Annotated in this window: 9 protein-coding genes; 2 read left to right on the top strand and 7 right to left on the bottom strand. The window is 44.5% G+C overall.

Annotated features, from left to right (window positions below):
• Window positions 1-304: 304 nt before the first annotated feature.
• The 3 genes from U9J37_RS20490 to U9J37_RS20480 are packed head-to-tail and all read right to left on the bottom strand — an operon-like array spanning window position 305 to window position 5,494.
• The gene (locus U9J37_RS20490; protein WP_005474548.1) at window positions 305-3,364 is read right to left on the bottom strand and encodes an efflux RND transporter permease subunit; all 3,060 of its coding nucleotides are present in this window, start codon (window positions 3,362-3,364) and stop codon (window positions 305-307) included.
• Window positions 3,361-4,416, bottom strand: coding sequence for an efflux RND transporter periplasmic adaptor subunit (locus tag U9J37_RS20485; protein ID WP_005474579.1), 1,056 nt, complete (start codon window positions 4,414-4,416; stop codon window positions 3,361-3,363). Before U9J37_RS20485 ends, U9J37_RS20490 begins: the two co-directional genes overlap by 4 nt.
• Window position 4,417: 1 nt before the next feature.
• Window positions 4,418-5,494, bottom strand: coding sequence for an efflux RND transporter periplasmic adaptor subunit (locus U9J37_RS20480; protein WP_052297972.1), 1,077 nt, complete (start codon window positions 5,492-5,494; stop codon window positions 4,418-4,420).
• Between the two features lie 184 nt (window positions 5,495-5,678).
• Between U9J37_RS20480 and U9J37_RS20475 the strand changes: the two genes are divergently transcribed.
• Window positions 5,679-6,401, top strand: coding sequence for a TetR/AcrR family transcriptional regulator (locus tag U9J37_RS20475; RefSeq protein ID WP_005474588.1), 723 nt, complete (start codon window positions 5,679-5,681; stop codon window positions 6,399-6,401).
• A 71-nt stretch (window positions 6,402-6,472) separates the two neighbouring features.
• Here U9J37_RS20475 and U9J37_RS20470 read toward each other — a convergent pair whose 3' ends face one another.
• The 3 genes from U9J37_RS20470 to U9J37_RS20460 all read right to left on the bottom strand — a co-directional run bounded on the left by U9J37_RS20470 (window position 6,473) and on the right by U9J37_RS20460 (window position 10,654).
• The gene (locus U9J37_RS20470) at window positions 6,473-8,233 is read right to left on the bottom strand and encodes a hypothetical protein (protein WP_005474522.1); all 1,761 of its coding nucleotides are present in this window, start codon (window positions 8,231-8,233) and stop codon (window positions 6,473-6,475) included.
• Between the two features lie 364 nt (window positions 8,234-8,597).
• The gene (locus U9J37_RS20465) at window positions 8,598-9,923 is read right to left on the bottom strand and encodes a sensor histidine kinase (protein WP_005474505.1); all 1,326 of its coding nucleotides are present in this window, start codon (window positions 9,921-9,923) and stop codon (window positions 8,598-8,600) included.
• A 26-nt stretch (window positions 9,924-9,949) separates the two neighbouring features.
• A complete protein-coding gene (locus tag U9J37_RS20460; protein WP_005474552.1) occupies window positions 9,950-10,654 on the bottom strand; it encodes a response regulator transcription factor in 705 nt (234 codons plus the stop codon).
• Between the two features lie 731 nt (window positions 10,655-11,385).
• Here U9J37_RS20460 and U9J37_RS20455 point away from each other — a divergent pair.
• A complete protein-coding gene (locus U9J37_RS20455) occupies window positions 11,386-12,081 on the top strand; it encodes a VV20781 family protein (protein ID WP_005474567.1) in 696 nt (231 codons plus the stop codon).
• A 79-nt stretch (window positions 12,082-12,160) separates the two neighbouring features.
• Here the strand turns inward: U9J37_RS20455 and fusA are convergent, their stop codons facing one another.
• The gene (fusA, locus tag U9J37_RS20450; protein ID WP_005474589.1) at window positions 12,161-14,182 is read right to left on the bottom strand and encodes an elongation factor G; all 2,022 of its coding nucleotides are present in this window, start codon (window positions 14,180-14,182) and stop codon (window positions 12,161-12,163) included.
• Window positions 14,183-14,259 lie beyond the last annotated feature (77 nt).

Below are 14,259 nucleotides of genomic sequence, written 5' to 3'. Positions count from 1 at the left end.
TTTTTCTCAAATTTGAGCATTTTCATAAAACAGACTGCTGATTTCTCACATCCTATTCTCATGAGCTATTCATGGTGAATTTTATTACATTTTTATCATTAGCTATATCTACCTTGGTATCAGAATTAACTGCGAGTTTTGTTATTAACGAATGATTTCTATGAATAAGTTACTGAATCAACTTATTTATTGTTTTACTCAACCTATTAATACTTTGGTCTAACAGGAAAATAAGTCGTTATTATAAAAAAGCCCAGTCAATGACTGGGCTGGCTTAATACGAATCGGTATTCATTCCATGAATTTATCCGGCAGTGGATGGTTTGATTCGATAAAATATGGCAAACAGGACAGGCACGACAATTAGGGTTAATACGGTAGCAAAACCCAGCCCAGCCATGATCGTTATCGCCATAGAGCCAAAGAAAGCATCAAATACCAACGGTATCATGCCTAAAATCGTTGTGAGTGCTGCCATACTGACTGGCCTAACTCTTGAAATCGCGCTATCAAATACCGCTAAGTAAGGGTCTTTGCCTGTTTCTAGCTCAATGTTAATTTGATCCAATAGTACGATTCCGTTTTTCAATATCATCCCACTTAGGCTTAATAAACCCAAAAATGCGGTGAAGCTAAACGGCATATCGGTCGCGAGCAAACCAATTGACACACCAATCACCGACAACGGCACAGTCAACCAAATTACTAGTGGTTTTCTTAACGAGTTAAACAACAGCATGGTGATGATAAACATCAGTAAGTATCCCATTGGAAGAGAGCCAAACAATGCCTGTTGAGCATCCTTGGATGATTCGTACTCCCCTCCCCATGAGATTTGATAACCTTCCGGCAAAGGCAGTGCCTCTACCTGAGGGCGAATACGAGAGAACAAACTCGCTGCCGTTTCATCTCCTAATACGTCATGATCGGCAAGAACGGTCAAAGTTCTTTTTCGATCACGGCGCTGAATCAACGGCTCTTGCCACTCAAGCTGAACACCATCAATCACCTGCTCTACGGGGATATACGTCTGTAATGATGGACTCCAAATCTTAACGTTAGCGATAGATTCAAAGTCCACTCGCTCTTGCTCTGGTAAACGAGCAATGATTGGCAGCATCGTTGTTCCATCTCGAAGAAGGCCGATTGGCGTTCCGCCAAATGCCATTTTCAATGTTTCTGAAACCTCTTGTTTTGAGATGCCTAAACGTCTTGCCTTTGATTCATTGAATTGCGGTACCAACTCTTTGGTTCTTTCACGCCAATCATGACGTACGTTTCGAGCGCCTGGATCGGCATTTAGAATATCCTCAACTTCAACGGCGATATTGCGTAACACTTGGGGATCGGCGCCAGTAATTCTTGCCTCTATTTTTGATGCCGGAGAAGGGCCAAATTCCATCAGTTTGAACTGGAATGTCGGCTGCACGAACTCGGCTGAAAGCTCGGAATCCAACTCTTCAAGCAGCGCAAACATGGCGTCACGGTCATGTGTTCTTACTTGAATTTGGGAATATGCTTCATAGCTTTTTTCTGGTTGGTAGGTTAATGCGAATCGCTGCAGCCCCTGTCCAGTCGTGGTAGTAACAAAATCAACGTTGTCTTTCGCGCGGATGAACTGCTCTACTTTCTGAGTCTCAGCCAATGTTTGTCGGATATCCGTCCCTTCAGGCATCCACACGTCGACATAAAACATAGGCGTATTTGACGGTGGAAAGAACGACTGCTTCACCGCGCCAAATCCAATTACAGCAGCCACTAGTAAGCCCACCATACTCACGACGGTCAACCAACGGAAACGCAGGGCTAGCTTGAGGATGGATCCAAAGATAGTAAACAACATACCTTTATAGGGGTCGACCTCAACATTGCCCTGTTGCTTTTCTTCGTTGAGCAATAAGTTCGCGAGGAAAGGCGTAAGCGTTAGGGCGGTGATCCAACTTAGAAATAGCGAATAGCATAGTACCCAGAACAGTGAGCCCATAAATTCACCCGTCGCGTCTTCAGACAACCCAATAGGGGCAAACGCGGTAATCGCGATGACGGTGGCACCAAGCAAAGGCCACTGAGTTTGCTTGACGATATCAACCGCAGCTTGAAGTTTGGTTTTCCCCTTTTTCAGGCCAACCAGTATCCCCTCTACGACCACAATCGCGTTGTCGACCAGCATCCCTAATGCGATGATCAAAGCACCGAGCGATATCCGGTGCAATTCGACATCATTTTGTTTCATCATGATGAAGGTACCAAATACCGTAAGTAGCAAAACGACACCGATGATAATGCCACTGCGCAGTCCCATCGCGAACAGTAGCACGATGATCACAATCCCAACGGCTTGACCTAAACTCACAATGAAATCATCGACTGATTTGTCGACTTCTGCAGATTGGTTGTAGAAGTAATTGATTTCGACGCCGGCAGGTTTGATGTTTTCAAGGCTTGCGATTTCAGCCTCTAAGTTCTTTCCGACTTCAACAACATTGACCCCAGCGCCAAATGAAACCGCAAGGTTTATCGCAGGTTTACCGTTATAAGTGACAATATTGGACGGCTTCTCCTGAATCCCGCGTGATATGGTTGCAACATCTTTAAGTCGAATTAGATTACCAGTATCTCTACCATGAATGATTAGGTCTTGAAGCTGCTGCTCCGAATTCATTGTGCCATTTGGACGAATCGTTAGCGACTCACCGTTCACCATCACTTCGCCCGCAGATTGGACGCTGTTTTGCTGTGTCAGCAGCCCCACGACCGTATTCATGTCGAGGTTTAATGCCGCCAATCTCTCCAATGAAATCTCAACAAATAACTGCTCTTGTTGGTCTCCCGCGATGGCAACTTTACCTACACCATCAACCAGTTCTAGCTCTCGGCTTAGGTAGTCAGCGTATCGTTTCAACTCAATATAGTCGTATCCTTCGCCGGTGAGCATGAGCATGATGCCGTACACGTCGCCAAAGTCATCTAAGATTTGAATTGAGTTCACACCGCTGGGCAAATTAGGCCGGAGATCGTTTATCTTACGACGCATTTCATCCCATATTTGAGGGAGCTCATCCGGTCCATATTCCATTTCCATACTGACCATGATTTGAGACATTCCATTGGATGAAGTCGAGGTAATCCGGTCTACATAAGGGAGCTTGCGGATCTCTTTTTCTAACGGGTAAGTTAGCTCCTCTTCAACTTCTTGGGAGGTTGCGCCCGAGTAAGTCGATATGATCATCGCATCTTTGATGGTGAATGCCGGATCTTCTAGGCGACCTAAGTCCATAAATGAGGTGTATCCACCAATCGCAAGGATGACGAGAAACAGCCAACTAATGACTTTATTTTTGATCGAATACTCAGCAATATTCACAGCTGCGCTCCTTTTATTTCCATTCCTTCACGGAGCTTCCGTAGGCTCGAATTAACCAGTACGTCCCCTCGCTTAATGCCATCGAGCACAACAGCGCCTTTGCCATTGATCTGATCAACCGTGATTTGATGTCGGTGTACTTTATTGTTTTCAAGTTTCCACACGTAGAATTCGCGCTGTTGATCTCCCGCTTCGATAGCGGTTATCGGCAGTTGATATGCCTTGGACATTTGCAGTCCAGCTTCCATTAGGTCCACGGCAATCTTAGCGCCCGTACCAGGCAGAATTTCATCTTCTACTTGAGGCATTGTTAGCCAAAATTCATAGGTTTGACTCTCTGGGTGGAGTTCGCTGGTATGCTCCAAGTAACGCATTTCATACTCACCTTCATGTCCAGAAAACGTCGCTTTGGGTTTGTAACCTCTCGATCCAACTTGTGGCCTCAACATGGCGAGCACTGAGTCTGAAACACTCACTTTGACGTAAACATCATCACTTCGATAAACCGTTGCGACGCTCTCGCCAGGCTGGATAACTTCATGTTTTTGTTTGATCACACTAGAGACTACGCCGCTAAACGGTGCCTTAAGCCGCGTGTAACTGATCCGAGATTGGGCTAATCCGAGATGCGCATTGGCCAACTTATAGTTAGCTTGGAGCTGATCAAGTTCCGCTTTAGATATCATCTTGCTCGCATGCAACTCTTCACCGCGTTTGAACTGCTTTAATGCAAGCTCAAAACGCGCTTGAGCATCAGTGAGGTTTTCGCGGTGCTTGCTGTCATCCAACATGGCGATCACTTGTCCCTTCTCCACATGATCACCTTCTTGCACCATGATTCCGATGATTTCACCCTCAAGACGAAACGCCAACGGAGTCAAGTCCGCGGGTACCACTTGACCATTGAAACTCCGGTGTTGAGTTGCAATGGGCGCTTGAACATTGAATGTTTCGACCACCGTTCCATTTTTGCTGCGATGCTCGACCTCTGGTTTGCACCCCATCAGCGTGGCAACAGCGAGGGTTAGCACTGCTAGCTTGGAAAACTTCATGTTAAATTCCCCCTTCCTTCGTCCATGCTTTTACCCTTTGTCCCTCAACCAAACGGTCGACACCCGCCTCTATGATGAGGTCACCTGCAGACAGACCAGACACGAGCTTGCCATTTGAGTCGAACTGAACATCAACTCGGCTGATTGTTTCCGTCACCTGATCGAACAAGAACAGTTCACCTGTCTGATCAGTTCGGGCCAGCCACGCACTGTCAGCAATACTTAGACCTGTCGATTGGCGCGAATGGGACGCATGGACTTGCGCGGCCATTCCTGGGAGTAAATTCATCGTTTTCGGTCGTTCCATTGTCACGGTCGCGGTATAGCTGTTGGTGTCAGGATCGGGTTGAGTCGATATCTCTTTGAATACAGCAGGGACGTGGAGCTCGGGGCGGCTATCCATCGTGACGGTCAGCGGAGAAAACTCAATATTCTCTAAGCCGTTTTCTTCAACGTATGAAACAGGCACGGTAAACACAATGTCTAACTCTTGGTTATTGATGATATTGAGCACTGGCTGTGAAGCTGCTACAACTTGATGCTCTTTAGCGAAAGTCATCGATATTACGCCATCAAACGGAGCAATAATCTTCGTGTATTTAAGATCAGCTTGTGCTTGCTTTAGGGATGCCTGAGCAGCTTTGTACTGAGTCTCCGACTGGTCATAAGTGTCGGTACTGATGAGCTTTTTCTTATACAGCTGTTTTGCGCGTTCAAACCCCGTCTTGGCTAATTCAAACTCTGCGCGTTTGGCATCCAACGTCAATTGGTAGTCATTTGGTTCAAGCAAAGCCAGTACTTCTCCTTTGCTGACATTCGCTCCCATTTTCACGTTGAGAGATTCGATTTCCCCTGCCACTTGGAAAGACAAAGACGCTCTGTCGGTCGCATCGATTTTTGCGATGAATGAATCCTGTGCGCTCGCATTCAATTCAGGCACTTGCCATAGCTTTACTGGCGTAATCACCGGTGTGGCAATTTCAGAGTTGGCTTGATTGCAACCAACCAGCATTGAGCCTAATAATAACGAGGCAAACCAATGCTTTGCTTGCCTTCGATTTATCGATTTTATGATCATATCCAATCCCATAATTACATATTGCACAGGTGTGCAGTATATTGAATTCATCACTGAGTTCAATATTTATTTTCCATGTGTGCAGTAAAAATTTCTGTTATGCTCCTATTAACACTCACGTAGTTAATGAAATATCGGCCCATTTCTGGTAGAAATACCGCGTCCCAAGTGATTGATAGAGAAAATGGTAGAAAGAAAACAAGGTCGCCGTAGCGCACAAGACGCTGAGAAGACAAAATGCGAAATCATGAGAGTTGCTACCGAGCTGTTTTGCGAGCTGGGGTATGAGCGTGTCTCTTTACGAAATATCAGTGATAAAGCAGGCGTGTCACACAGCTTGATTCGTCACCACTTTGGTAGCAAAGAGCAGATTTGGTATGCGATAAGCGATGGTTTGCACAAATATATGGAAAACTATCTGCATACCATTCTCGATAACATTCCCAAAGACGCAAAAGCGAATGTAAAGCTGTATCTTTTTTCGGTACGGTTACTTGCTCACATGCTGATTGCTAAGCAACCCATTCAGCTCATTGCCGATGCGGTACGCCAAGAAGACGCCTTGTTTGATTATTTTATCGACAATACTGGCGAGATTGAGGCATTAGTGAACAGTATTGCTGACGAGTACAATGAACAGTACCCAGAGACACCCGTGAAGATTTGGGAAGTGAAATGGCAGATGATCATGTTTGCCCATTCAGCTGCAAGCCTTGCGCCTTTCATGGTAGAAACATGGCGAGACGAAACCAAAGATTTTGACCAATGCTTACTTAACCATTGGGGCATGTTCAATCACATGATGGCTTGCCGCTTCAGTATTCCACAAGAAGAAAGGTTAGCTCCGAGCAAAGTCGAAGATTTGGTGTTTGAGGTTTCTTGCCCTATCGAACAAGAGAATGATTGATAGGCAGCCATACTTTATTTGGCAACATCATGAAAAAAGACGCTACCAGGTAGCGTCTTTTTCGTCTCAAATTAGTGGTGGTGAAGACTCATCATCGCCTCACGAGTAGAGAAAGTGTCATGTTCGCTATGGCGAGCTGAACGCTTCTCTTTTTTGGGTAAGTTGGCCAATTTGTTTGCCAACGCGGCAAAGCCAGACACGTTTTCATTCACGTAGATATCATCTAACACCGCTTGTTTATCAAACGAACCCAATAATGCCTCTGCTGCATAGTAAGGAACCGTTCCCGTCGACAGCTTACTCATATCGTAGCCTAGCTCATTCAAAATCCAGAAGACCGATGCGCCCGTGTCGTAGAATACTCCCCATGCGTACTGCCATTTGACCTGATCATGGTCAGCAAACTCAATTTTATCGAATCCATCATAGACGAAGGTCTGGTCAAAATCCCCGAGATGATTGACGGTTGTTACTTCAACGTACTTTGCTCCCCCTTCAAACAACTCCTGACCTAGCCCCATGTTTCTCACAAGACCAGTCGAATCAAGCTCCATTTGCTTATGCGTTAACGCGACGTATTGCTTAAGTTTCTTTCTCAGCGCCTCTTTACTCAATGACTTGTCAGGTAAACCACTGAAAATTTTCTGAGTAATCAGCTTGAGTTCGATTTGTTTTGCATCTAACGGATAGTTGTTTATATCTTGTTTATACCAGTCAGGATATTTCACGTTTTTACTTTGATAATGATGGAACATCTCATGTACATTTAACGCAATTGAATAAGGCTTGGTTTCGCCATCGTGTATAAATTCACTATCGATGTAACGTTGAAGATAATATTTAACACCTTCAAACTCGTAATCAAATTCGTAAGCTGTATTTCCTCCATTTTCCGGCTTGAGTTTATCAGCGGCAAGATGCATATTTGTATCGTATCGATAGACGTCTAATCCGAAGTTTTCATTGTGTCCTAACTTTTGATAATCTTCCCCGGCTTTGGTCGGTCTAATTAAATATGCTTTTTGCGAATTACCTTTCCCATCATCTTTCAACATATACAGTGGCGTATTCGCGTAGTAATTTCCATAATCGAACCAAACTTTCTCAGACTTTAATATTTGTGTCGCCTTACTAATTTGAGAGAGCATGATTTTATCAATGTTATCCGTCAATGCTGTTTCCGGATCTTTATTGTATTTGCCAAGCCCATAGAGTTCTAACTCTCCCTCGCTCATGTAGTGCATACCGTCTGCTGAGGCTTGTTCAATAGTGAAAAAATAAAATTCACTTGGTTTTGGTAACCCCATATCTTTGTAATAGTCGATGTAGGGTTGGTGCACTAACGAATCCTTTGGATAGTCCGTTGCTTGTTTGTCTCCGTTAGACCAACTGTGCACGCCAATCTTTGCACCATGAACGATGGTGCGCTTGACGCCAGCGACAAACAAATCCGTCCCGCCCGACGCAATATGACCCGATGATTTGATGACAGAATCTAAGTTCTTCGCTCTCACCTGCCTTGCCAAAATTAAGTTTGCGTTGTCGTTAATCGAACCTTCAATTTTGACAAAGTTGAGAAGCGATACATTTTTGTGGGTATTCATCATTTCAGCAAAAGCTTTCGGAGAACCACTACATATCGTCCCGGATAAATCTGCGGTTGTCCCATTGACCGTGAATGTTAACGCTTGTTCACCTGGGTCGAGTTGTTCGCTACACACAGATTGAAACACCGATTTTTTTGCATTGTGTTTAGTTGGTTTGGAATTCCCGCCACCATTATTACACCCAACCAAAATAGCAACGCTTAACAGAGCCAATTTCATTTTCATTGTTATATCCCTACTTAATAAGTTCGGCAGTATGACAAAGATTCATTAGAATTAGTTCATCAGTTAATAGCGTTGCTTACATTCAATTACGTTGAATCAATAATAAGTCCCTCCCCCTTACAAGGCATTACAAATTGGCTTATAAACGATGGAACTAATGGGAAAAATAGGAAGCCTTTTTTGCTAGTCATTAAACTATTACGTTTAATTTATTGATAAGGTTTAGGTTCGATAACTCACTATTAAATACTAATCACAGGCGAGTGAAATAAACTCTCGCGCCGAAAGAAATAGTTCAGCGCGAAGGTGATGAAATAACAAGATGATTCGCTAAAGAGCTTGGAATAAGTCTGATTCTAAGAGGTCAAACTGGCTTGCTTTCTTTTGGGACAATAATGGTAAATCGAGCACCACCTAAGTGACTTTGGTCGACAGAAATCGTCCAGTTTAAGATCCTTGCAGCGTTATTGGCGATGGCAAGTCCCAGACCAAAACCACCATCATTGGCATTCCTACTTTTATCTAAGCGGGCAAACGCCAAAAATATCTCTTCCCGTTTATCTTCTGGGATTCCTTGGCCATTGTCCTCAACATCAATAGTCCAACATGTGGGGTACTCATGCAGTGATACTTCCACAATACCATTACCATATCGCTCTGCATTCTTGATTAAATTATCCAACACCAACTTGGCCAGTGCCGTAGGGAGCGACACCTCATCGAAGAGCATATCCGGGTCGAGATGTAGCCGGGTTTCACAGCCAGCGATCATGCTAAGTCGGTCTCGACAAAACTGCTTTAGAGAGATCGCAATAATTTCGGTTTGATCCTTAAGACCTACCCGATTGTTCAATTTTGAAAGCTGCAAAATATCGGACGTGAGATCCGCAATATCCTCAATGTAATCGTCAATGTTGTCGAACAGTTGATCGCGATTTTGGCAATCTTTTCTCCTCGCTAAATCGCAGGCCATTTGGATTCTGCTTAAAGGGGTTCGCAACTCATGAGGGATCGCGTGGGCAAAGACATGACTTTGTTTTACGCGTCGCTCTATGTCTTCAGCCATTTCATTGAAGCTTTCTGACACCTCTTTAACCGGTGACATTTGATAGGGCTCTGAGCGTACGCTTAGTTCGCCACGACCAAAACGCTCTTGTGTTTCGATCAGTTGATTGAGGCGAGCATTCACACGGTACACCGGTAAATAGATAAACAACCCTAGAGCGACGCTCATCGTGACAAAAAGGGCAACAATAAAGTGAATTTCACGATCTTCGTACCAAGGAATGGCATCGACATAAGGATCGTCAATCTGCCTGATCACAAGATGTTTATCAGAGTTAGGAATGGGTAGCGCGGTGAGAAACAGGTCATACTCATCAATGTAGACCTTGATGCCTTGTGAGCTGTAATGGATGGTACATCGGTCACACAGTGATTGCTCTTCGTTCCAGTTGGAAAGAAGTGACAAGGTATAGTCGTAAAACGTGAGTTCATTAAAGCGATTTAGGCGCTCATATAACCCGTGTCGCTCGTAACGACTGTTTGCATAACGCTGAGCTTGGTGCACCCCATCATCGACAAAAAGATCAATATCTGCCTGACGTAAATATCCAGCCCCAAAATGCATAAATACAATAAAGGTTAACACTAACCCAACCAAGCTCTCTGTGTACAAACTTGTAAACATAGAGCGTGACCTTGCCATTTTTGCAACTACTGGCATGCAGCGCTACTCACGAGTTTATAGCCTTGGTTGCGAATAGTTTTGATCGTAGCAGTGAACACTTCGGCTTGAATCAGCTTCTTACGTAAACCTGATACTCGCATATCAATCGAGCGGTTATTTACGTTGTACTCAATTCCTCGCGCAAGGCGACAGCAATGTTCGCGAGAGACAGTTTCGCCAGCGTTTTCGATCAAGAGTTGGAGGATTTCAAATTCAGAGTTGGTGAGGCTGATTGGTTTTTGGTTGTAATAAGCGGTTTGGTTTTGACTGTTAATGACAATGCCGTGAGCATCTGAAACGTGACTAACTTGCTCTAATTTCTGCTGCCTTTGATAGCGCCTCATCAAAGCTTCGATTCGCGCCACTAAAATATGACCTCTTACCGGCTTGGTCACATAGTCATCGGCACCGAACTTAAACAGACTGACTTCGCTCATTTCGTCTTCTGCTGCCGTTAACACCATGATCATGCCCGTATAAAACTGACGAGCCTCATTGCAGATTTCGGCTCCCGACTTACCCGGCAACATCAAATCCAAAAGCACGAGATCTGGCTTATATTCTTGGATTTTATCAATCGCTATTGAACCATCCTCTATCGCTTCGACTTCGTAACCTTCTGCTGTTAAGTACATTTTGGTCAGTTGAGAGATATCCCTATCATCCTCGATCAATAAAATCTTTGAATTCATCTACCTATACTCCCACATTGACATTTGCGCGCAGTATATAGCAAACAATAGACGTATCAAAACGACCCATAGACGCCAGTAATATCTCAAGTAAGGAATCCCTTACACAACCCGACCAACATCACTTGTAAATGCAACAGCTTACAACATGACAAACCTTTAAAATGGATGGTTAATTATTTAAATTAATAAAACAAACACCACTCATCACCAAAACAGATCAATTAGCAAAACATATGAACACAAAGGAAAAACAGTATGTTTACATTGTGATTAATTGAGGCCGTTTATTCGTACTGTAACTCTATTTTTACGGTTTCCATTCTTACTAATGAGACAGTAAATTGTCGAATATTTGCTTACAAATGATGGTTAAACCCCTTACAAACACTTACATAAACCGATTTACCGTATTTAAACACGTTAAATAGGAGCGATAACCAGAGGATTCGTCGCAAATAGTTAATAACTACCGCAAAACCCATCAAATTCAGTCGATAATTAGTTATAGAGATGTAATAAAACCATTTTTGTTACTTACAATCACGACAATTAGACCAATACGCATCCTGATGAATAATTGCCAATTATCTCTTCTGTCAATACTATTCCCCACCAGATAAGCCGCCTCCAATGACATCACATTTGTGTTGAGATGAACGACGGCTTCATAGGTATCAATGTCACTGCTCTTATCAGGAGCAGCCCCAAACACTTAATTGGAATCTAATATGAAAAAGCAATTCGTGATTTTACTTTCTGCTCTTGGTCTTAGCGCATGTGGTAGCCTTGCCATTATGGACAAGTCTGAAGCAGTGAAAGCTCAACCTGAGATGCTAATTAAAACAGACGGTGACCTTTGGGGCCTTGGTGGCGACGGTGAGTTTACACTCGGCGGTCTATACGAAGGTAAATACTCTCGTGATGCTTCATCATCGACTTGGTTTAACACAGTGTCGACTAAAGATGGCTCAATGGGTGCAGAAATCACCCGTAAAGATAACGGTGAATCTTGGATTCTGAGCTGCTCTGGCGGTGGCACTTCCGTTAGCGTAGGCATGATGCAATTTGGTGGCAACGCTCCTTACACATGTGACATTACGTCGAAAGGTCAATCTGTGGGCAACTTCACCATTGCAGGCGAAGAGAAGATGATCGATTTCGGTACGGCGAAAAAAGAGAAAGGTCACATCGTTGTTAACGGTAAACGTTTCGATGTAGAGACGGTTCATACTGCTCCTAACCTAATGATGCCTCTTGAAAACCCACTAGGTTACAGCTTCAAACTTAACGGCAAAGAAGTCGCAGCCGTTCAAACAAACGGTGTTCTAACGGTACAGTGGTTACCTGAAATGACTCAAGAGCAGCGCGATGTGTTGGCCGTTGGCGCTATCGCAAGTGCGCTTAGCTGGAGACCTGCTGAGTAAGCCCGCAGAGAGCGATAAGATTGAATAAAAAAACCAGCTAACATGTTAGCTGGTTTTTGCTTTTTAGCCCGAAGAGCAGTTAAGCGTCTGATGCTTCACTGCACACTTTATCCTGCACCGACGTCGGTGCTGGCTCATAATGGCTAAGCGTCATACTGAAACTCCCCTCACCTCCCGTTAAGGCTCTCAAACGTCTCGCGTAATCTTGTAACTCGTTGATTGGCGATTTTGCTTTAAGCAGTGTGAATTGGTTACCTGCGGAATCTGCGCCTTCTATCAAGCCACGATTCCCTGATAAATCACCCGAAACATCGCCGACATTCGCCGTCGGAATGAGCAGCTCCATCTGGACAATCGGCTCTAACACGATGGGATCGGCTTTTAACACAGCATCAAGAAACGCTTTTTTGCCCGCAATTAAGAACGCGATCTCTTTAGAATCGACCGAATGGTATTTGCCATCAAAGACCGTCACTTCAATATCTTTGATCGGGTTGCCAGATATCGCACCTTCTTCGAGAGCCTGGCGAATCCCCTTCTCGACCGCAGGAATCAACGCCGTTGGTATAGCACCACCCACCACTTTGTTGACAAACTTAAATCCCGCACCTCGTTCTAATGGTGCAACGGTCAATTTCACTTCCCCAAACTGACCCGCGCCGCCACTTTGTTTTTTGTGGCGATAATGCCCTTCCGCTGGTTTGGTGATCGTCTCAAAGTATTCGACACTCGGTTGGCTTGTTTCAACGTGCAGCTTGTAAACGCTGACCATCTTCTCTAGCGCCACCTTAAGATGAAATTCCCCTTGTCCGCTGATGATCGTTTCGTTTGTTCTCGCGCGATGTTCAATACGCAGAGAAGGGTCTTCACTGGCAATCTTGTGTAAAACATCAGACAACTTTTGTTCGTCGCCACGCTTGATAGGTTTTAGGCACAGTGAGTACATTGAATCTGGGAGGTGGAGGGTTTTCAAACTGACGCCATCTTCGTCATGGGAGTCATGCACGATAGAATCAAACTCCAACTCATCCACCTTGGCTAAGACACATAAGTCTCCAGCGAGCGCTTTGGATATTTCGTGGCGTTCTTTTCCTTGAAGCTGATACAAGTGACCGACTTTAAACGGTTTATTGCCATCGCCAATGAAAAGTTGAGAACCAGTGTTAATTTCCCCTTGGTACACTCGAATATACGCCAGTTTGCCCAAGTACGGGTCGACACTTACCTTGTAAACATGCGCGACACTGTGTTCTAGCGTTTCACAGTTCACTTTGATCTGCTTACCCGCTTTCTCAAGCAATGGAGGATTACCCTCATTGGGCATCGGCATGATTTCGCTTAAGGTTTGCAGCAACAACTCGACTCCAGCCCCCGACTCAGCGGAAACAAAACACACCGGTATCACATGACCTGTTCGCAGCGCCTCTTCAAATGGATCATGGAGCTGCTCTGGAGTAAGTGCAGATCCTTGCTCAAGGTAGATTTCCATCAAGTCTTCGTCGACTTCAATCACTTGGTCGATTAACGTCTCGTGGGCGGATTCTACATCACTAAACAAGGTAAGTTGGTCAGTCTGAGGCGCAAAGTAACAATCCACCACATCGTTCGAATCTTGTGAAGGTAAATTGATCGGCAGGCAATGCTCACCAAACTGTTGTTGAATCAACGCCATGATCTGAGACAGTTCACCCTCGGCACTGTCTATCTTGTTGACGATGATCATCTGGCATTTTCCCTGTTCACACGCGAACTCAAACAAGCGGTCAGAGGTTTGATTAAGGGGCATTTTCGGATCAATAACCAATGCGCTGGTTTCAACGGCGGGGAATATACTCAATGTTCGACCCAAGAGCTCGTTTTGTCCCGGAGTGTCAATGATATTGAGTCGATGCTTTTGCCAACTTAATGCAACGGGTGTTGCCTCGATACTGTGTTGGTATTGGATGGATTGAGGATCGAAATCGGTAACCGTGTCGCCTTTTTCAACACTGCCCAATTGGGTAGTTTCTTGGCAAGCGAAGAGTAGTTTTTCAATCAGTGTCGTTTTGCCACAGCCTGCTTGGCCGACAAAAGCGATGTTGCGAATCTTATTGATAGGCATAGAGCCTCCTAGCAAAGTAACGTGGTGGAATAACCGATAAGGTCACGAACTGCGTTGGAGTTTGGCGGGATTACCGC

This window comes from Vibrio sp. 16 (assembly GCF_963681195.1).
Lineage (GTDB): Bacteria > Pseudomonadota > Gammaproteobacteria > Enterobacterales > Vibrionaceae > Vibrio > Vibrio sinaloensis_D.
The sequence above is the reverse complement of the archived record's forward strand: the minus strand, read 5'-3'. Positions and strand labels throughout refer to the sequence as shown.